The following is a 19715-nucleotide window of genomic DNA, read 5'->3' as shown; positions in this document are numbered from 1 at the left end:
CCCTTGTGAACATGACCGATCAGACTCGCGCAAAGAAGGGGCGCCGTAACAGGCGCAGTGCGAGCCAGCTGTTTCTCGCGGCGCTCGTGGTGTTCGGGATCGTCGCCAGCGTGCTGTTGCTGTTCACCGAGAGCGTGCAATGGATGCGGGTCGGTGTGCTGTCGGCTCTGTGGGCCGCGGTGATCGGTGCCTTCGCGATGACGAAGTACCGCCGAGAGGCGGCCGCCGACCAGACGAAGGCCAAGGACCTTCAGACGGTGTACGAGTTGCAGTTGGCTCGGGAGATTTCGGCGCGACGCGAGTACGAGATGAATGTCGAGGCTCGGCTGCGGAGCGAATCGCGGATGGAAATCGACGAAGTCGCCGCGTTGCGCAATGAGCTGGCCGCGCTCCGCCAGAACCTGCAGGTGCTGTTCGACGGCAATTTGCCCACTGAGCGCGTCGCCTTGCGGGCCGAGGCGATGAGGATGCAGGAGCTCGGCGGTCGCCGTTACGACAGTTATCAGCCAGCACCGTCCGGGCTGTACGTCCCCGGGGGTGGAAGCGGCAACGGTCCCTCGGGTCCGGACACCGGTCTGAGCGGTGTCGGAACCCCGTACGACGAACCGGTGACGGCCGAAACCTCGGTGGTGTACCCGGATGATCCGGATCAGATGCCGCAGGCCACCGGTGCGTCGACGGCATCGCAGTCGCAGGAGCGGTACTCCGAGTACTCGGAGGAGTCCGAGCCGGACGAGGCCGATTCCTACGCCCAGCCTGCTGCGCAGGCTCGCCCGGACAGTGCGCCACGACCAGCTGGACGAGTCACTCCGCCCAGCTCGCCTTTCACGGCATACAACTTCGATCAGACGCGTCCGCCGGTCGCCGAGCCGGAACCGGCGACGGATCACGAGACAGCTACCGACTACGACGCTGGTACCGACTACGAAGCTGCGACGGACTACGAAGCTGCGACGGACGACGAAGCTGCGACGGACTACGAAGCTGCGACAACAGCTGCGGCCGACTCCGCCGACGAGGCTGCCGACTACGCCGCTGATTTTTCGACCGCTGATTCCTCCACCGCATTTTCGTCGACCGACTATTCGGCGGAACCGGCATACGGATCCACCTCGGCCGAGTGGGACGGTGTCTCCTCCTCGCGTGCCTCGCTTCGCGATTCGGCGGATGCGTTCTTCGCTGCCGATCGCGACTACGAGACACCCGCCGAGGACACGTCAAAGACTTCGCGACGGGGCCGTCGCCGTGCCGAGTCGACGGAAGAGGACGCGACCGGAGCGCACTCGAACGGAAGATCGGTGGCCGAGATCATGGCGGGCCTGCAAGGTGGGGACGCGGCCGATGCGGCCAACCTCGATTCGGGGACGCGTCGCCGCCGCCGTCGCGCAGACTGAGAACCAGATCACACCTCACTTCCCTGGCACGCGAGCCCTCGCGGTCGCTATTGTTCCCTGCAGGACGTCTGGTACCCGCCGCGCGGGACTGGAACGAACGAGAGGAAATTTTCGGTGACCTCATCAGGGTTCACTGGTGGTCTGTCCCCGGCTCGGTTGACCGTTGGTGTCGTCTCGGCCGGGCGGGTGGGGACCGCATTCGGTGAGGCGCTCGAACGCGTCGGGCATGTCGTCGTCGGTGCCGCCGCCGTGTCGGATGACTCCATCGCCCGGGTTCGGTCCAGGTTGCCCGAGTCGCAGATTCTGCCGGTCGACGAGGTGGCTCGTCGCGCGGAATTGCTGATTCTCGCTGTCCCGGACAACGAGTTGGCGTCGATCGTTGCAGGACTGGCAGCCACCGGAGCGGTGGCACCGGGCAAGTTGGTGGCGCACACCTCCGGTGCGAACGGAGTCGCCGTACTCGAGCCTCTTGCCGCCCTGGGAGCGGTGCCCCTCGCCATTCATCCGGCCATGACGTTCAGCGGCGGAGTCGAGGACACCGATCGGATGACGGCGGCATGCTTCGGCATCACCGCAGGCGATGAGATCGGCTACGCCGTCGCGCAGGCCCTCGTCCTCGAGATCGGCGGCGAGCCGGTCCATGTGCCCGAGAACAATCGGGCGCTCTACCACGCGGCCCTCGCGCACGGTAGCAATCACCTCGTCACGCTCGTGGTCGATGCCGTCGAGGCACTTCGGGTTGCGTTGTCCGGACCGGGCTTTCCCGGATCCGACGCCGAACGCGGTGTGCCAGAACGAGTTCTGGCTCCGCTACTGGAAGCTGCGTTGGACAACGCGTTGCGCAAGGGGCAGTCGGCGCTCACCGGGCCGGTTGCCCGAGGCGACGCGGCGGCAGTCGGCAAGCACCTCGAGGTTCTCGAGGATGTGGATTCGCGCATCGCCGCGGGGTACCGAGCGTTGTCGTTGCGGTCCGCGCAGCGCGTCGGTGCCCCCGCAGCTCTGATCGAGATTCTGGAAGGGAAGCAATGACGCTCGCGGGTAGCTACACCAAGGGGCAGTTGACTGTTCACCACGATCCCGCGGTGATCTCGTCCGTGTCGAAGGCCTTGCGCGGTGTCGGCAAACAGGTCGCTCTCGTGCCGACCATGGGCGCGTTGCATGCCGGCCACATCCAGCTGGTGCGGCAGGCGAAGCTCACCGGTGCGGTGGTGATCGTGTCGATCTTCGTCAATCCGTTGCAGTTCGGCGTCGGCGAGGATCTCGATGCGTATCCGCGCACCCTCGACGCCGATGTGGAGCTGCTTCGATCGGAGGGCGTCGAACTGGTCTTCGCGCCGTCCGCGGCCGAGATGTACCCGTCCGGACCGCGCACCACGGTCCATCCCGGCCCGATCGGTGCCGAGCTCGAAGGAGCGAGCAGGCCGACGCATTTCGCCGGCATGCTCACCGTCGTCGCCAAGCTGCTGCAGATCGCCGCGCCCCATCGCGCGTACTTCGGTGAGAAGGACTACCAGCAGTTGACGTTGATTCGGCAGATGGTGCGGGATCTGAACTTCGACGTGGACGTGATCGGTGTTCCGACGGTCCGTGAGCGGGACGGTCTCGCGTTGTCCTCACGAAACCGCTACCTGGACCCCGAACAGCGCGATGCCGCGATGGCGCTCTCGGCGGCGTTGGTGGCCGGTGCGCACGCGGCAGCGGGTGGCGTCGAGGCCATCCTCGCTGCTGCCCGCGCCGTCCTGGACGAGGTGCCGCTGGTGCACGTGGACTACCTGGAGGTGCGTGACCTACATCTCGGGCCGGCTCCCGAACTCGGGGACGGACGACTGCTCGTGGCGGCCAAGGTCGGCACCACGAGATTGATCGACAACGTCGGCGTCGCCGTCGGCACCGGGTTTCTCGCAGAAGTCGAGCCTGCGCAATGACCAGAACGAGTAGTTCCGACGATCCGAAAAGTGGAGAGTGACAGCATGTTTCGAACGATGATGAAATCGAAGATCCACCGCGCCACCGTCACGCATGCGGACCTGCATTATGTCGGTTCGGTGACCGTCGACCAGGATCTGATGGAGGCGGCCGATTTGCTCGAAGGCGAGCAGGTCACGATCGTCGACATCGACAACGGAGCGCGGCTGGAGACATACGTGATCACCGGTGAGCGGGGCAGTGGCGTGATCGGAATCAACGGAGCCGCAGCTCATCTGGTGAACCCAGGCGACCTGGTCATCTTGATCGCCTACGGCGTGATGAACGAGCAGGAAGTGGCGGACTACTCCCCGCGGGTGGTGTTCGTCGACGAGAAGAACCGCCCGGTCGAACTCGGTAGCGATCCGGCGCATGCGCCCGCAGGCTCGGGGCTGATCACTCCACGCGATCTGCGGGCCGATTCCGTGCTGGTCTGATTCGATGCTACTTGCGATCGACGTACGCAACACCAGTACCGTGGTCGGATTGTTCACCGGTACGGGTGATCACTCGAAGTTGCTGCGTGACTGGCGTATTCGAACGGATCCTCATGTGACGGCAGACGAGCTGGCGCTGATGCTGCGCGGATTGCTCGGAGCCGAAGCGGAACAGATCACCGGAATCACGGCGCTCTCGACCGTGCCATCGGTGCTACGCGAGATGCGCACCATGCTCGCACGCTACTGGGATCACGTGGTGCACGTGGTGGTCGAACCCGGCGTGCGGACCGGTGTGCCGCTGCTGGTGGACAATCCCAAAGAGGTCGGTGCCGATCGCATCGTCAATACCCTTGCTGCACATGACTTGTACGGGTCGGCCTGCATCGTTGTGGACTTCGGAACCACCACCTGCGTCGACGTCGTATCCGGCAAAGGGGAGTTCCTCGGCGGTGCCATTGCTCCCGGACTCGAAATGTCCGCATGGGCGATGTCCACCCGTACCGCAACGTTGCGCGAGGTCGAGATGATTCGGCCGCGCTCCGTGCTGGGCAAGAACACCGTCGAGTGCATTCAGTCCGGCACCATCTTCGGATTCGCGGGCCTGGTGGACGGGCTCGTCGACCGAATCCGGCGGGAGGTGCCCGAGCTGAGCGGAGTGGATACCGCCATCATCGGTACCGGAGACATCGCCGCACTGATCCTGCCCGAGTCGACCACGATCGAGCATCACGAACCGGACCTCACCCTCGAAGGTCTGCGGCTGGTGTACGAACGCAACATGGCAAAACGGCGTCCGCGCTGACTGTTTCGACGTCGGGACGTCCGGTGCTGTGCGGGCTGCCGCTAGCGCATCCGGTGCCGGTGTGTCAGAATCGTCGGCGTGATGACGTGCATGGCCACCCAGGAGTGTTGTCGAGGCTGACCCCTGCCTCGTTCGTTACACACCCCTGGAGTAGAGCTTCATGCTTTCCACACCTGTGTTTTCTGCATCCTCTTCACCCCGTTCGCTCGCGACGTCGCCGACGCGGTTACGCCCGCACGACCTGCTGCGCAGTACCGATCAGGGCGCATCCGACGTGCTCGACGGCCGCTTCGATCACCTGCTTCCCGACGGCGGTCGCTGGCCCACCGACGAACGTTGGGCCGGTCGCCTCCACTCCGACGACGACCTGGACCTCTGGCTGATCAGTTGGGTCCCCGACCGGGCCACCGAACTCCACGATCACGCGGGTTCGCTCGGGGCGATGACCGTCCTGAGCGGCTCCCTTCTCGAATATCGCTGGGCTGGAACCGAACTGAAGCGACGACGCCTCGGCGCGGGAGACCAGGCAGCATTTCCGCTCGGATGGGTGCACGACGTGATGCACGATCCGGCGTCCACGATCACCGGCCCCACGCTCAGCGTGCATGCCTACTCGCCACCTCTGACGGCGATGTCGTATTACGAAGTGACCGACCGGTCGACGCTGCGTCGTACCCGCAGCGAACTCACCGATGAACCCGAGAAGGCCGCGCTGTGACCATCCACACCATGACCATCGTCGAAATGCTCGAATCCGCGCGCGAGACCATCGACAGGATGACCGTCTTCGAGCTGCGCGACGCGGTCGAGCGCGGCGCCGTCGTCGTCGACATCCGACCGCAGGCGCAGCGCGCGGTGGAGGGAACACTTCCCGGCGCTCTGGCCATCGAACGCAACGTTCTCGAATGGCGTCTCGACCCGACGAGCGATGCGCGCCTGGCGATTGCCGTCGATCACGACGTCGAGTGGATCGTCATCTGCTCCGAGGGGTACACCTCCTCTCTGGCCGCCGCGTCTCTGCAACTGCTGGGTCTGCGCAAGGCCACCGATCTGGTCGGCGGATATCAGGCACTGAAATCGGCGGGTCTGCTCGCTGTGCTGACGCAGGCACAGCACTGCGTTCGCGAGGCCGAGGCCGTCGCCGCGCACTGACTGTCCACCTCTGCGCGGACTGTAAAGTGTGTGCGCGTGAGTGACACAGCTTCCCCCCAGCAGGCCGACGACACCCCGGAGCAACTACGGATTCGTCGTGCCAAGCGCGCTGCGCTGCTCGAGCGCGGGGTCGAGGCGTACCCGGTGTCGGTTCCGCGCACCCACTCCCTGCTCGAGATACGAACCCGTTTTCCCGAGCTCGACGCTGACACGACGACGGGTCTGATCGTCGGAGTCGCCGGGCGCGTGATTTTCGTGCGCAACACCGGCAAGCTGTGCTTCGTCACGCTGCAGGAGGGTGACGGAACCCAGCTGCAGGCCATGATCAGCCTGGCGGGCGTCGGGGAAGACGCGCTCGCGGCATGGAAGTCCGACGTCGATCTCGGCGACTTCGTGTTCGTACACGGCGAGGTCATCAGCTCCCGCCGCGGCGAGCTGTCCGTCATGGCCGACGGCTGGCAGATCGCATCGAAGTCGTTGCGGCCGTTGCCCGTCGCGCACAAAGAACTCAACGAAGAGACGCGGATCCGGCAGCGCTACCTGGATCTGATCACCAACCCCACCTCGCGCGAGACTGCACGTAAGCGCATCGCCGTCGTCCGCGAACTGCGCAATGCCCTCGAGCGTCGCGGCTTCCTCGAAGTGGAAACGCCGATGCTGCAGACCCTGCACGGCGGTGCGGCCGCCCGTCCGTTCGTCACCCACTCGAACGCGATGGACACCGACCTGTACTTGCGGATCGCGCCGGAGCTGTTCCTCAAGCGGTGCGTCGTCGGCGGCATCGACAAGGTCTTCGAGATCAACCGAAACTTCCGCAACGAAGGTGCCGACTCCTCGCACTCGCCCGAGTTCGCGATGCTCGAGACGTACGAGGCCTACGGCACGTACGACGATTCGGCGAAGATGACCCGAGAGCTCGTCCAGGAAGTGGCCGTCGCGGCGCTCGGGTCGACCGTCGTCACGCTGCCCGACGGCACCAGCTACGACCTCGGTGGCGAATGGACGACGCTGGAGATGTACCCGTCGTTGTCGAGCTCGCTCGGGTTCGACGTCACCCCCGACACCACCGTCGACGAACTGTTGGCGATCGCCGACAAGGTCGGAGTCGAGGTGCCACGTAAGGACGGCGTCCCGATCTACGGTCACGGCAAGTTGGTCGAAGAACTGTGGGAACACCAGGTGGGCGACGCATTGACCGAGCCGACGTTCGTCCGCGACTTCCCGGTCGAAACGTCGCCGTTGACGCGTCAGCATCGCAGCAAGCCCGGCGTCACCGAGAAGTGGGATCTCTACGTTCGCGGGTTCGAGCTGGCCACCGGGTACTCCGAACTCGTCGATCCGGTCATCCAACGCGAACGATTCGAGGACCAGGCGCGTCAAGGTGCCGCGGGCGACGACGAGGCCATGGTCCTCGACGAGGACTTCCTCGCCGCGATGGAACAGGGCATGCCGCCGACCACGGGAACAGGCATGGGCATCGACCGGTTGTTGATGGCACTGACCGGGTTGGGCATCCGCGAAACCATCCTGTTTCCTATCGTCAAGCCGTCACAGGCCTGACCGGACGGTCGGGCACTGTTCGCCAGCAGCGGACAGTGAGCGGGAAACGTTTTGCATCGTGCCTGCGTTATCAACAATAAGCAGGCAAGGCAGTCCGCATTCGAGGACGGTCGCGCAGCATTTCGGGGGTGGAGGGTCGGCGTTCGTGACGTCGGCCAACTACAGTGAGACGCAGTCTTACCTTCAAATGCACAAGCGACCGTAGCGTTGAGGACACTGCGGCGCTAGAAGAACTGGTGGGCGAGCTACCACCCGCCAAGAAGTGAGGGAGAGCGATGTTCGAGAGGTTTACCGATCGCGCGCGGCGTGTTGTCGTCCTGGCTCAAGAAGAAGCCCGGATGCTCAACCACAACTACATCGGCACGGAGCACATTCTGCTCGGCCTCATCCACGAGGGCGAAGGTGTAGCAGCCAAGTCCCTCGAGTCGCTGGGCATCTCCCTCGAAGGAGTTCGCAGCCAGGTAGAGGAAATCATCGGCCAGGGGCAGCAGGCTCCGTCCGGTCATATTCCGTTCACTCCGCGCGCCAAGAAAGTGCTCGAGCTCAGCCTCCGCGAGGCGCTGCAGCTCGGCCACAACTACATCGGCACCGAGCACATCCTGCTGGGTCTGATCCGCGAAGGCGAAGGCGTCGCAGCTCAGGTCCTGGTCAAGCTCGGAGCCGATCTCAACCGCGTCCGGCAGCAGGTCATCCAGCTGCTCTCGGGCTACCAGGGCAAGGAGCCGAGCGAGTCCGGCAGCGGCCGCGGCGAGGCGGGCACCCCGTCGACGTCGCTGGTGCTGGACCAGTTCGGACGCAACCTGACCCAGGCCGCGCTCGAAGGCAAGCTGGACCCGGTCATCGGCCGCGCGAAGGAAATCGAGCGCGTGATGCAGGTGCTCTCGCGTCGAACCAAGAACAACCCCGTCCTCATCGGCGAGCCCGGTGTCGGTAAGACGGCCGTGGTCGAAGGCCTGGCCCAGGCGATCGTCAACGGCGAGGTTCCCGAGACGCTCAAGGACAAGCAGCTCTACACTCTCGACCTCGGCTCGCTGGTGGCCGGCAGCCGTTACCGCGGTGACTTCGAGGAGCGCCTGAAGAAGGTGCTCAAGGAGATCAACACCCGCGGCGACATCATCCTGTTCATCGACGAGCTGCACACGCTCGTCGGCGCAGGTGCTGCCGAAGGTGCCATCGACGCAGCATCGATCCTCAAGCCCAAGTTGGCTCGTGGCGAACTGCAGACCATCGGTGCCACCACCCTCGACGAGTACCGCAAGTACATCGAGAAGGATGCCGCCCTCGAGCGTCGTTTCCAGCCTGTTCAGGTGGGCGAGCCGACCGTCGAGCACACCATCGAGATCCTCAAGGGTCTGCGCGATCGCTACGAGGCGCATCACCGCGTCTCGATCACCGACGGTGCTCTCGTCGCGGCCGCCACGCTGGCCGACCGGTACATCAACGATCGGTTCCTGCCGGACAAGGCCATCGACCTCATCGACGAGGCGGGCGCGCGGATGCGTATCCGCCGAATGACCGCACCGCCAGACCTGCGCGAGTTCGACGACAAGATCGCCGATGCGCGCCGGGAGAAGGAATCGGCCATCGATGCCCAGGACTTCGAGAAGGCTGCGAACCTGCGCGACAAGGAGAAGACCCTCGTCGGGCAGCGTGCCGAGCGAGAGAAGCAGTGGCGCTCCGGCGACCTCGACGTCATCGCCGAGGTCGACGACGAGCAGATCGCCGAGGTGCTGGGCAACTGGACCGGCATCCCCGTCTTCAAGCTCACCGAGGAGGAGACGACGCGTCTGCTCCGCATGGAAGACGAGCTGCACAAGCGGATCATCGGCCAGGTCGAGGCAGTCAAGGCCGTCTCCAAGGCGATCCGTCGTACCCGTGCAGGTCTGAAGGACCCGAAGCGTCCCTCGGGCTCGTTCATCTTCGCCGGCCCCTCGGGTGTCGGTAAGACCGAGCTGTCGAAGGCGCTGGCGAACTTCCTGTTCGGCGAGGACGATGCCCTGATCCAGATCGACATGGGCGAGTTCCACGACCGCTTCACCGCCTCGCGTCTGTTCGGTGCTCCTCCCGGATACGTCGGCTACGAAGAGGGTGGTCAGCTCACCGAGAAGGTGCGCCGTAAGCCGTTCTCCGTTGTGCTGTTCGACGAGATCGAGAAGGCCCACCAGGAGATCTACAACACGCTCCTGCAGGTCCTCGAAGACGGCCGTCTCACCGACGGCCAGGGACGCACGGTCGACTTCAAGAACACCGTGCTCATCTTCACCTCGAACCTGGGTACCTCGGACATCTCGAAGGCAGTGGGCCTCGGCTTCTCCTCGGGTGAAGGCACCGGCTCGAACTACGAGCGGATGAAGCTCAAGGTCAACGACGAGCTCAAGAAGCACTTCCGTCCCGAGTTCCTGAACCGTATCGACGACATCGTCGTGTTCCACCAGCTCACCAAGGACGAGATCATCCAGATGGTCGATCTCATGCTGAGCCGAGTCGAGGGTGCGCTCAAGAACAAGGACATGGCCATCGAGGTCACCGAGAAGGCGAAGTCGTTGCTTGCGAAGCGCGGGTTCGACCCCGTCCTGGGTGCGCGGCCGCTGCGTCGCACCATCCAGCGCGAGATCGAGGACCAGCTGTCGGAGAAGATCCTCTTCGGCGAGATCGAAGCCGGCCAGATCATCCTGGTCGACGTCGAGAACTGGGACGGCGAAGGCGCGGGCGAGGACGCGAAGTTCACGTTCCGCGGCGAGAAGAAGGCAATCATCGTCCCCGACGAGGTCCCGGTCGATCTGGCCAAGGCCACCGGAGACAGCGACAGCGAGTAAGTTCCACGGCACCCGACTACGGGCGATCCTCTTCGGAGGGTCGCCCGTTGTCGTGCCTGGGGCTTCTGGTCCGTCCGGCCCGGGCGACGAGCGCACCAGCGATGACAACCAGTTCGGCGAGCACGATCCAGAACAACAGGGTCACATCCGGAGCCCAGCGGGCCAGGGTCGAGATCGGCGCTCCGGCGAGTGCGGGTAGCGAGAAGTAGAGCAGTGCGCCTGCGCCGAGGGCAGCGAGGATGCGCGCGGGTGCCCATCGTCCGGGAGCAGTTCGGAATCGGATCAGCGACGCTGTCGCACATACCGCCAGCGCCAGCGCGAGGGCAGTCGATCCGATCAACGCCAGGTGGTAGTGCCCGAGGCCGGAGACGTGCGGCTCGTCGATACCGAGTCGAGCGAGTACGAGCGAGCGGGCACCAGAGGCAAGCGCGTCGGCCTCGAGTTCGCCGTATCGGTTGGTCGCGAAGACCACGGCCAGATGGCGTTCGGGGATCAGTGCGACATGCGTGAAGTAGCCGGGGACGGCACCGGAATGCCATCGCATCTCGGTTCCGTCGGGCAGAGTTTCGACGTACCAGCCGTACCCGTAGGCCGTACCGGAGCCGGTGGGCACCGTTTCGGGCGTGTTCGACGCGGCAGCTGTCAGTTGCCGGGAGGCGTACCGCGAGAGCTCGTCGATGGAACCACCGAGATAGCCGTAGCCGAGACCGGCACCGTCGATGCCGGTGTCGACGCGTCGGGGGAAGGTGAAGAACGGGACGTATCCTGGTGCAACGGCGTCGGCGGTGTGAACTCCGGTCTCACCAGCCACGACCTCCGCGAACGGTTCGCCGGTTTCCTTTTCGACGATCGCCTGCAGCAGTAGATAATTCAAACTGGAGTACCGAAAAGTGCCGCGGTCGGCGGCAGTGACGGTGAGGGTGGGCACGACGTCGAGGGCCCGCTGCGTACGTCCCCACTGGTCGAGGTCGTCCACCTGGTGGGGTAGTCCGCTGGTGTGGTGGATCAGGTCCTCGATCGTGACCTCCTCCGAGAGAATCGAATCGCTCTTCGGTAGAACAGAATTGACGGATTCTTCGAGGGACAGCCGCTGATGATCGACGAGGGCGTGCACCGTCGCAGCCGTCACCGACTTCGATACCGAACCCCACACGAACGGTGTGCGGGCGTCGACCGGGACACCGTTGCCGTCCACTCCGAGCTCGATGTTCTCGATCACTCGGTCTTCGGAGACGACCCGGAAAGCCACCCCCGGCAGACCCAGCTCCTCGGCGAGCACCGCGACGTCCGAGGAGGTGTCATCGGCGGGCATCGTCGGGGATGCGGTCAGGACTGCTGCGACGGTCAGAAGAGCGTGCACGATGCGCATGATCGGAGTGAATCAACGGCACCGTGTTCGACGCCTCGGTGAACACCCTGATTTCTTGCCTGAGATCAGTGTTACTGGGCGTTGTTTCAGTCCGTGCGGACGAGTCCAGCTATCCAGGGCAACACGTCCTCGTAGGCAGCCAGCGCCCCGGGAAGATGATTGGTGCCCGGGTACGGGAGGGTCGGGAACTGGTATTCCCGGTAGGTGACGTCGGCTCCGAGGCTTTGCCAGCGTCGTAGCAGTGTGCGGCTCTGCTCCACCGGCACGGTGTCGTCCTCGACTGCGTGCGCAAGGTACACCGGCATGGCGGGGGCGATGCGTCCGACAGTGTTGGCGTCGGTCAGCTCGGCCAGCGCGGGGTCGTCCGAGTGCGCGGTCAGTGGTCGGCCGTCACGGGTGAGGTCTCTGGTGTGCACCATGTCGGAGGCCGCGGAGTCGGTGGTGCACCATTCCTGTGCGGCGTCGAGCACAGCGAGCCCGTCGGGGTGGAAGAGGGAGCGGATGCTCTCCGCCCGCTCCGGATAGGCGTTGATCATGCCGTCGACTGCGAAGAGCACCGCGCTGCCCAGGGCGGTGTTGTCCAATGGCTCGATGTTGAGCCTCGGGTCCGCCGGCGGCGCGCCGACGTACGCTCCGACGACGGTCACCTCCGGGGCGTAGGTGGCGGCGAGTTCCGCCGCGGCTGCGGAAGCGAAACCGCCTTCGGAGTAGCCGAACAGGACCACCGGGGTCGAGGGATCGTCGGCGGCTGTTCTGGCTGCGTCGAGCAGGGCTCGGCCCGAGGCCAGCCGGTTGAGGTAGGTGTGTCCGCCGGGAGTGCCGAGCCCTTGATAGTCGGTGGCGACGACGCGGTATCCGGCCAGGAGCAGTGGCAGGATCGCCGGCGACGAGCCGACGGTTCCCAGGACTGCGGATCCGGCGCAACGATCGGCCATGCCGGAGGTGCCGGGTGCATAGGCGATCACCGGTCGCGGGCCGGGACCCGGCCACGGAGCGATGGGAACAGCGCTGTAGCCGGAGACGGTCATGGGTCGGTCGTGGGTGTCTGTGGACCGATAGAGAATACGTTCGATGTCGAAGCCCAGTCCGAATCCTTTGGGCGTGCCGAGCGGTAGTTCTCGGACCACCTCGCCTGGGGTTGCGGTATCGATCGTGGCGACCGGTGTGTCGTAGAAGTCGCTGAGCCGATCGGCCTGGGCCGGGGGAGCCGAGGTGACTGCCGCGATCGCCACCATGCTGGAGGTCATCGCTGCCGTCCGCAGGAAGTTCCGCACCTGTCGCACCCTTCGTGTCGGGATTCGCACACTCGATGGCTGCGCCACCTCGCTGAGGTTAGCCTGGGTGGAGGCCCTGCACAGGGTCGACAACGGAAGGAATCGGTTCGATGCCAACTCGTACTTCACGCACAGCTTGGAACGGCACTCTGGAACAAGGTTCCGGTCAAGTCGAGCTGTCCAGTTCCGGCGCGGCTACATTCGACGTGTCGTTTCCCAAGCGCGCGGCCGAGAACGCCGACGGCACGACCAGCCCGGAGGAACTGATCGCCGCAGCCCATTCGAGCTGCTACGCGATGCAGTTGTCGGCCCTGATCGCCGAGGCCGGCGGCACTCCACAGAGTCTCGAGGTCACGGCCGATGTCTCGCTCGGTCCGGACGAGCCAGGGTTCAAGCTGACCGGTATCGCCCTGACGGTCCGAGGCGAGGTGGACGGCCTCGACGCCGACGGTTTCGCCAAAGCAGCTCAGGCGGCAAAGGAAACGTGCCCTGTCAGCAAGGCACTCACCGGCGTCGAGATCACCTTGGATGCAGCTCTGGAGAGCTGAACGGGTCGTTACCCCGATGTGAGACTGGCGAACCATCGATGGGTTTGAAATAGTTTTCTTTTTGACCCATCTGTGGATTCCTCGGTGACGAATCGAGGACAACGTCGGGTTCGATCGGCTGATGCATACGTTCGCGGTACGCACCGACCGACCCAGGAAGGATCGGTCCCACTGTGTCGTGGACGCGGTTCCTGGGCCTGGGCGCGCTCGCGGTGGCGGCGTACGCGATCACCCCGGCTGGATTGCTCCAGAACTCGATCTACGCAATCGTGCTTCTGGCCACCGTGGTGGTCTGCGTCCGCCGCTACCTGCAGGAATCCGGGCCGGACAAGCAGGCGTGGAAGTACCTGGCCCTCGGTATCGGGTGCTGGGGTATCGCCGATGCTTTCGTGGCCATGATGGAAGTCGGCGACGGGCGGGTCCCGACGTTCTCGGCCGCAGACGGGTTCTACCTTCTCGGCTACGCGCTCATCGCCGTCGGCGTTGCCCGAGCGGCAGACGAAAATGGGCTGGTATTCGGGCGTGAAGAACTTCTGGAAGGTCTGATCGTCGCGGTCGGTGTCGGCCTCTTCACCTGGATTTTCGTCATCTCCGACGATTCGGGTGAGTCGTTGTCCTCTGCGATCGCGACTCTGCCTGCCACCGCGTATCTCACCGTCGATGTATTCCTACTGACGCTGGTCGTAATCCTCTATCTGCTGACTCGCTCGACCACTGTTCCCTTTCTCGCCGCCGCGGTGGGCGTCGGGCTTCTCGTGCTGGCGGATTTCGCGACCTATGCCGGGGTCACCAGCACCGAGCTCTACCGGTCGACCCCGCTGAACACGCTGTGGCTGGCGGCCTATGTGTGCTTCGGAGTGGTCGCCGTGCACGTCACGGACGAGACGATCGTGCGGGTCGACAGGTCCAACCCGTTCGCATTCGGTCGGGCGAGGTTTGCCTGCCTCTCACTCGCGGTGGCCATCACGCCGCTGGTGATGGCAGTGCAATTGGCCCGCGGTGTGCCCGTCGGGCAGTGGGGTTGGGTCATCGTGGTGTCCTCCGCACTGGTCATCAGCCTCGTAGGGTGCCGGGTGGCATGTTTTCTCGGGACGCTGCGCAGGCAGGCCGAAGTGCTGGAGGACGTCGCCCGCACTGATGCGGTCACCGGACTCGCCAGCCGCCGCCTGCTCCGTGAGCGGTTGGACACCATGCTCGCCACGCGAGGCGACGCCGAGGTCTTCACCCTGGTGGTGGACATCGATCGCTTCGCGCAGATCAACGAGACCTTCGGGTACAGCGTCGGAGACACCGTCCTGCGCGAGTTCGGCCATCGTCTGGTCGCCTCGGTTCGATCCGGCGATCTGGTCGGCCGTCTCGGAGGCGATCAGTTCGTCGTGGCGATGCGCAGGCGCTCTACCCAGATCGATATCGCCGACACTGCCGTGCGGCTGCAGTTCGCAGTGAGCAGAACGATGTTCGTGCACGACATCAATGTTGCTCTCGACGCGACGGTCGGAATCGCCTCGACGCAGGATTCCGTGGCGTGTCCTCATCGATCGCAGGAGTCCGAGGTCAATCCAGCGCAGGCCAATCCAGCGGACGCCAATCCAGTCGATGCCGAGGCGATGCTGCAGCGCGCGCACGTGGCGCTGACAGCCACCAAGGCCGGCCACGCCCACGTGGGGCAGTACGAGCCCGAGATGGATCGCGACCGGCACAATCAGATGCGGTTGCTGGGAGAGCTCGACAAGGCGATTCGTGATCGTCAGCTGCGGGTGTTCTTCCAACCGTGTCTGGATCTGGCGTCCGGCAGCGTGGATCGCCTCGAGGCGCTGCTGCGGTGGCAACATCCGCGTGAAGGTCTGATCGGTCCGTCGATCTTCCTGCCCGACGCCGAGCGCACCGGCATGTTGCCTGCCATCACCGCGCTCGTGCTCGACGAAGCTCTTGCGCAGTGCAGCGCCCTACGTCGACGCGGCATCACCGTGTCGGTGTCGGTGAACCTCTCGGTTCGGAACCTGCTGGACGAGACGCTCGTGGAACAGGTCTCCGCGGCGCTGGCCAAGTATTCCGTTCCAGCGCACGCCCTGGAATTCGAGGTCACCGAGACCACAGCGATGACCGACCCGGTGCGCTCGGTGAACGCGTTGACATCCCTGCGTGCGCTGGGTGTCACCATTGCCATCGACGATTACGGCACCGGCTACAGCTCGTTGGCCTATCTGCAGAGCTTGCCGGTTCAGACACTCAAGATCGACCGCTCGTTCGTGTCGAAGATGAACACCGACGACACGGATGCCTCGATCGTGCGCTCGACCGTGGACCTGGCTCGAAGCCTCGGGATGCGGGTGATGGCCGAGGGCGTCGAGGACGCGGGCACGCTCGATGCGCTTCGACTGTTGGGCTGCGACGGAGCCCAGGGCTATTTTCTCGGTGAGCCCATGGCCGCAGAGTTCCTGGCCGACGCGGTGATCAGACTGGATTCGGAGATGCCGACGAAACTCGAGTGGGAGCTTGCCCGCCAACACATTTGATCCGGATCAATGGCGCTGCGTCGGCACTCCTTCGGCTCAGGACGGAGCAGGCACGTCCAGTACTACCTCGAATTCGAGCAGCGATGCGCCGGCGGAGACCGGTTTTCCGCTGCGCTCTCCGGCGTGAGCCTGCCTCGACGGTCCGGCAGACCATGCCTGGAACGACTCCTCGTCTTCCCACTGGGTGACGACGAAATAGCGTGACTCACCTTTGACCGGCCGGAGCAGCTGAAAACCGAGGAAACCGGGGGAGCCGTCGACCGAGCCTGCCCGCGCGGCGAAGCGCTTCTCGAGTTCGGGTCCCGCGCCCTCGGGGACGTCGATGGCGTTGATCTTCACAATGGACATGCTCGCGAGATTACTCCGCCGATATGCTCGGCAACGATGCTCTACGACGAGGGTGGATCCGGCCGTTCGATACTGCTGCTGCACGGGCTGATGGGCAGTGCAGCCACGTGGCGTCGACAGGTTCCCTGGCTTCGAGAATTCGGGCACGTGCACACCTACGACGCACCGGGCCATCGACGGCCGCCGACGCCGGAGCTGACGACCGAAGCCTTCGTGACCGACCTTCTCGAGCATCTGGAGACCCTCGGTCCGAGTGTGCTGATCGGTCATTCGATGGGAGCGCTGCACGGCTGGTGTGCGGCGGCGCGTCGACCCGACTTGGTCACTGCCCTCGTGGTCGAGGACATCGCACCGGATTTCCGGGGCCGCACCGCCGACGACTGGGCCGCGATGATGCGGGCCTGGCCGCAGCCGTTTCCCGCTGCCGACGCTGTCCTAAGGTACTTCGGAGATGTTGCAGGGCAGTACTTTCTGGACTCTTTCGAGCGCAGTGACGAGGGATGGCGGCTGCACGGCGAGATCGATACCTTCGAAGCGATCTCGCAGGAATGGGGGACGAGGCACTTCTGGGACGAGTGGGATCGCGTCGACGCTCCGGTTCTGCTGATCGAGGGCGAACACACCATCACTCCGGCCGGTCAGATGAGTCGGATGCACTCGCGCAGGCCCGGATCGACATATGTGCTGATCGAACAGGCTGCGCACCTGATCCACGACGAAGCGCCCGAACAGTATCGAGTGGCGGTCGAGGCGTTCCTGCGCACACTAGAGTGAGCCGAATGCCGCTCGCGAAGCTCAACGGAATCGACCTCAACTACGACGTCACCGGCGATGGCCCACTGGTGGTGTTGGTGATGGGCACCGGAAGCCCGGGCCGCGTGTGGCGTACCCATCAGGTTCCGGCCCTGGTGAAGAGTGGATATCGCGTCGTCACCTTCGACAATCGTGGTATCGCACCATCTTCGGAGTGCGCGGGAGGGATGACGCTCGACGACCTGGTCGCCGATACCGCTGCTCTCATCGAGCACCTCGGCGGCGGGCAGGCACGTGTGGTCGGCACCTCGATGGGTGCCCGCGTCACGCAGGAACTGGCCTTGGCCCGGCCGGATCTGGTCTCGCACGCGGTGATGATGGCCACGTTCGGTAGGACCACCGCGTTCCGTGCGCATCTGTCGAAGGCCGAGAAGGACGTGCACGATGCGGGAATCGAACTACCCGCCTCGTATCGGGCGGCGATGACTGCGATGCAGAACTTTTCACCGAAGACCCTGGCCGACGACGCCGCGATCGGTGATTGGCTGGCGGTTCTCGAGTACTCGGGTGGCCGCAAGACTGCGGGCATGCGGGCGCAGATCGGACTCGAAATGCGTGCCGGGACAGATCGATTGACGGCGTATCGACAGATTTCGGCGAAATCTCTGGTCATCGGTTTCGCCGACGATCGGATGATTCCGGTGCAGCAGTGCCGCGACGTGGCCGCAGCGATACCAGGAGCGCAGTACGTCGAAATCGCCGACACCGGCCACTTCGGCTACCTCGAACGCCCCGACGCGGTCAATGCCGCGATCATCGAATTTCTCTCTCGGTAGCGGCATCGCGGACGGCGTCGGGCTACGAGGTCAGTGCGCCGAGACGCGTCCGTGTCTGCTCGAGTGCGGCGTGTTCTCGCTCGAGGCGGCTGGCGATCGCGTCCACCTCTGCGCGGAGTCGAGGGCACATGTCCAGGGTGACGCCGTGGTCGCCGGTTCGTGCGCAGTCGAGGTACCGGCCGATGGTGGCCATCGCGAGCCCAGCGCCGATCATGGTCTTGATCTGCAGCACCCGCGGTACGTCGGACTCGGCGTACACCCGGTAGCCGTTGGGATCGCGATGGGGAACGAGTACCCCGTGACTGTCGTAGTGGCGTAGGGCGCGCGCCGACACCCCGGTTCGCGCGGCGAGCTCGCTGATCAACATCTGTTGCCTCCCTGACTTGACCTTCTCGCCGGCGTCAACCCCTATCGTCCGGCAGCATGGCACACACAACCAGCAGACGAGCCGTGATCTTCCACGGCTACAAGGCGACGCCCGAGGATCATTGGTTCGGTTGGCTCGCCGACCGGTTCGACAGTGCGGGAATCCCCACGCTCATCCCTGCACTACCCGATCCTGCGTCGCCGGACCGGGACCGTTGGACGGCACAGGTAGCTGCCACGCTCGGGACGCCGGGACCCGACACGATCGTGGTCGCGCACAGTCTGGGCTCTCTTGCCGTCCTGCGGCACCTCGCCACCCTCGTGGGGCCGTGGCGGATGGGGGCACTCGTGTTGGTTGCAGGGTTCGTCGACCCGCTACCGGCGCTACCCGATCTCGACGGCTTCGTTGCCGGCGGCGTGACGCTGTCCGGGATGGCCGATCGTGTCGGTTCGATCTCGGTTCTGCGCTCGGACGATGATCCGATCGTTCCGCTCGCGCACACCGATCGCCTGGCTCGACTGCTCGAGACGACGGTGCAGATCGTCCCCGGCGCGGGCCACTTCCTCGCCGGCGATGGAGTCACCTGCCTGCCGCCCGCTTTCGATGCCGTCACCCGAGGTGACCCGGGGCGGTGACTGCCTGACCGGACCGGTCGCTGATCTCAGCCGTCCGAACCCTCGCCTGCGAGAGCGAACAGGCCCGATTCGGTTTGTTCGATCAATCCGTCGGTCAGCAGGGAATCGAGCGCACGATCGCGTTGGGTCGGATCGGTCGGCCAGACGATGTCGAGCCGAGCCCGCTCGACGGGGCCGGGGCTCTCACGCAGAACCGACATGAGCTTGCCGCGGACCTGACGGTCGGTGCCGGCGAACTTCTGTACCTTCTTCGCAGGCCCGGTGTGCGCGGGCCTACCTGCCTCGATCCAGGCGCACTGCGGTAGCGGGCACAACAGACAGGCCGGATTCTTGGCGGTGCAGATCAGTGCGCCCAGTTCCATCACCGCTGCCGAGTATCTGGCGGCGCGGGGGACACTCGTCGGGAGCAGGCCTTCCATATCGGCCAGATCCCTTGTGGTGGAGGGGTTCGCGGGCTCGGCGTTGCCATGCAACGCGCGGGCGACGACGCGTCGGACATTGGTGTCCACCACAGGCACTCGCTGGCCGTATGCGAAACAGGCAACAGCCCTGGCGGTGTAGGCGCCGATGCCGGGCAAGCTCAACAATGTCTCGACATCGCTCGGCACCTCGTCGCCGTGATCCGCGGCGAGCACCCGAGAGCATTCGTGCAACCGCAATGCCCGACGCGGATAACCCAACTTGCCCCACGCACGCAGCACCTCGGCCTGCGAGGATGCGGCCATCGCCGACGGGACCGGCCACCGCTGCACCCACTGCTCCCAGATCGGCGCGACTCGCACTACCGGCGTCTGCTGCAGCATGATCTCGCTCATCAGGATCTGCCACGCGCTCACGCCGGGGCGGCGCCACGGCAGGTCGCGCCCGTCGGTGTCGAACCACCCGAGCAGAGCTTCGGCATCGATCGGCAACTTCTGGTGCCCCTCTCTCGGTGTGCAGT

The 19715-nt window shown here is 65.1% G+C and carries 19 protein-coding genes; 14 read left to right on the top strand and 5 right to left on the bottom strand.

The window, feature by feature from the left end; all coding sequences use genetic code 11:
• The first annotated feature begins 11 nt into the window (after window positions 1-11).
• The 9 genes from ACOQFP_RS21620 (at window position 12) to ACOQFP_RS21580 (ending at window position 10129) form a co-directional block, all read left to right on the top strand.
• Window positions 12-1394 carry a DUF6779 domain-containing protein gene (locus tag ACOQFP_RS21620; RefSeq protein WP_421585484.1) on the top strand — a complete coding sequence of 461 codons (1383 nt, stop codon included), beginning with the start codon at window positions 12-14 and terminating at the stop codon, window positions 1392-1394.
• A gap of 114 nt (window positions 1395-1508) precedes the next feature.
• Window positions 1509-2423, top strand: coding sequence for a Rossmann-like and DUF2520 domain-containing protein (locus ACOQFP_RS21615; RefSeq protein WP_206490740.1), 915 nt, complete (start codon window positions 1509-1511; stop codon window positions 2421-2423).
• Window positions 2420-3319 (top strand): pantoate--beta-alanine ligase, encoded by a 900-nt coding sequence (panC, locus tag ACOQFP_RS21610; protein ID WP_206490739.1) that lies wholly within the window; start codon window positions 2420-2422, stop codon window positions 3317-3319. Before ACOQFP_RS21615 ends, panC begins: the two co-directional genes overlap by 4 nt.
• A gap of 45 nt (window positions 3320-3364) precedes the next feature.
• Window positions 3365-3796 carry an aspartate 1-decarboxylase gene (panD, locus tag ACOQFP_RS21605; RefSeq protein WP_206490738.1) on the top strand — a complete coding sequence of 144 codons (432 nt, stop codon included), beginning with the start codon at window positions 3365-3367 and terminating at the stop codon, window positions 3794-3796.
• Window positions 3797-3800: 4 nt separating this feature from the next.
• Window positions 3801-4601 (top strand): type III pantothenate kinase, encoded by an 801-nt coding sequence (locus tag ACOQFP_RS21600; protein WP_206490737.1) that lies wholly within the window; start codon window positions 3801-3803, stop codon window positions 4599-4601.
• A gap of 160 nt (window positions 4602-4761) precedes the next feature.
• On the top strand, window positions 4762-5319 hold the full coding sequence (locus ACOQFP_RS21595) for a cysteine dioxygenase (RefSeq protein WP_421585483.1): 558 nt from the start codon (window positions 4762-4764) through the stop codon (window positions 5317-5319).
• An 11-nt stretch (window positions 5320-5330) separates the two neighbouring features.
• A complete protein-coding gene (locus tag ACOQFP_RS21590) occupies window positions 5331-5753 on the top strand; it encodes a rhodanese-like domain-containing protein (protein WP_206490735.1) in 423 nt (140 codons plus the stop codon).
• 36 nt (window positions 5754-5789) lie between these two features.
• Window positions 5790-7313 carry a lysine--tRNA ligase gene (gene lysS / locus ACOQFP_RS21585; protein WP_421585482.1) on the top strand — a complete coding sequence of 508 codons (1524 nt, stop codon included), beginning with the start codon at window positions 5790-5792 and terminating at the stop codon, window positions 7311-7313.
• Window positions 7314-7588: 275 nt separating this feature from the next.
• A complete protein-coding gene (locus ACOQFP_RS21580) occupies window positions 7589-10129 on the top strand; it encodes an ATP-dependent Clp protease ATP-binding subunit (protein ID WP_206490733.1) in 2541 nt (846 codons plus the stop codon).
• Window positions 10130-10145: 16 nt separating this feature from the next.
• On the opposite strand, the gene ACOQFP_RS21575 is transcribed toward ACOQFP_RS21580, so the two are convergent.
• Both ACOQFP_RS21575 and ACOQFP_RS21570 read right to left on the bottom strand, forming a co-directional pair.
• Window positions 10146-11498, bottom strand: a complete 1353-nt coding sequence (locus ACOQFP_RS21575; protein ID WP_421585481.1) for a serine hydrolase domain-containing protein — start codon at window positions 11496-11498, stop codon at window positions 10146-10148.
• Window positions 11499-11584: 86 nt separating this feature from the next.
• Complete coding sequence (locus tag ACOQFP_RS21570; RefSeq protein ID WP_421585480.1) at window positions 11585-12745, bottom strand: lipase family protein; 1161 nt, start codon at window positions 12743-12745, stop codon at window positions 11585-11587.
• A gap of 137 nt (window positions 12746-12882) precedes the next feature.
• On the opposite strand from ACOQFP_RS21570, the gene ACOQFP_RS21565 reads away from it, so the two are divergent.
• Together ACOQFP_RS21565 and ACOQFP_RS21560 are read left to right on the top strand one after the other, a co-directional pair.
• Window positions 12883-13320 carry an OsmC family protein gene (locus ACOQFP_RS21565; protein ID WP_206490731.1) on the top strand — a complete coding sequence of 146 codons (438 nt, stop codon included), beginning with the start codon at window positions 12883-12885 and terminating at the stop codon, window positions 13318-13320.
• Window positions 13321-13493: 173 nt separating this feature from the next.
• On the top strand, window positions 13494-15836 hold the full coding sequence (locus ACOQFP_RS21560; protein ID WP_421585479.1) for a putative bifunctional diguanylate cyclase/phosphodiesterase: 2343 nt from the start codon (window positions 13494-13496) through the stop codon (window positions 15834-15836).
• A gap of 36 nt (window positions 15837-15872) precedes the next feature.
• On the opposite strand, the gene ACOQFP_RS21555 is transcribed toward ACOQFP_RS21560, so the two are convergent.
• Window positions 15873-16184 carry an antibiotic biosynthesis monooxygenase gene (locus ACOQFP_RS21555; protein WP_341244149.1) on the bottom strand — a complete coding sequence of 104 codons (312 nt, stop codon included), beginning with the start codon at window positions 16182-16184 and terminating at the stop codon, window positions 15873-15875.
• 36 nt (window positions 16185-16220) lie between these two features.
• Here ACOQFP_RS21555 and ACOQFP_RS21550 point away from each other — a divergent pair, with 36 nt between their 5' ends.
• Together ACOQFP_RS21550 and ACOQFP_RS21545 are read left to right on the top strand one after the other, a co-directional pair.
• Entirely contained in the window at window positions 16221-16958 is a 738-nt protein-coding gene (locus tag ACOQFP_RS21550; protein ID WP_421585478.1) for an alpha/beta fold hydrolase, read from the top strand.
• 5 nt (window positions 16959-16963) lie between these two features.
• On the top strand, window positions 16964-17773 hold the full coding sequence (locus ACOQFP_RS21545; protein ID WP_206490727.1) for an alpha/beta fold hydrolase: 810 nt from the start codon (window positions 16964-16966) through the stop codon (window positions 17771-17773).
• A gap of 22 nt (window positions 17774-17795) precedes the next feature.
• Here the strand turns inward: ACOQFP_RS21545 and ACOQFP_RS21540 are convergent, their stop codons facing one another.
• The gene (locus ACOQFP_RS21540) at window positions 17796-18140 is read right to left on the bottom strand and encodes a MerR family transcriptional regulator (protein WP_206490726.1); all 345 of its coding nucleotides are present in this window, start codon (window positions 18138-18140) and stop codon (window positions 17796-17798) included.
• A gap of 56 nt (window positions 18141-18196) precedes the next feature.
• Between ACOQFP_RS21540 and ACOQFP_RS21535 the strand changes: the two genes are divergently transcribed.
• The gene (locus ACOQFP_RS21535; RefSeq protein ID WP_421585477.1) at window positions 18197-18775 is read left to right on the top strand and encodes an RBBP9/YdeN family alpha/beta hydrolase; all 579 of its coding nucleotides are present in this window, start codon (window positions 18197-18199) and stop codon (window positions 18773-18775) included.
• A gap of 26 nt (window positions 18776-18801) precedes the next feature.
• On the opposite strand, the gene ACOQFP_RS21530 is transcribed toward ACOQFP_RS21535, so the two are convergent.
• Window positions 18802-19686 (bottom strand): A/G-specific adenine glycosylase, encoded by an 885-nt coding sequence (locus ACOQFP_RS21530; protein ID WP_421585476.1) that lies wholly within the window; start codon window positions 19684-19686, stop codon window positions 18802-18804.
• Window positions 19687-19715 lie beyond the last annotated feature (29 nt).

Source organism: Rhodococcus sp. MALMAid1271, from assembly GCF_049195265.1.
In the GTDB taxonomy this organism is placed as follows: domain Bacteria; phylum Actinomycetota; class Actinomycetes; order Mycobacteriales; family Mycobacteriaceae; genus Rhodococcoides.
Note: the sequence above shows the minus strand (reverse complement) of the source record. Positions and strands in the feature narration are given on the sequence as shown.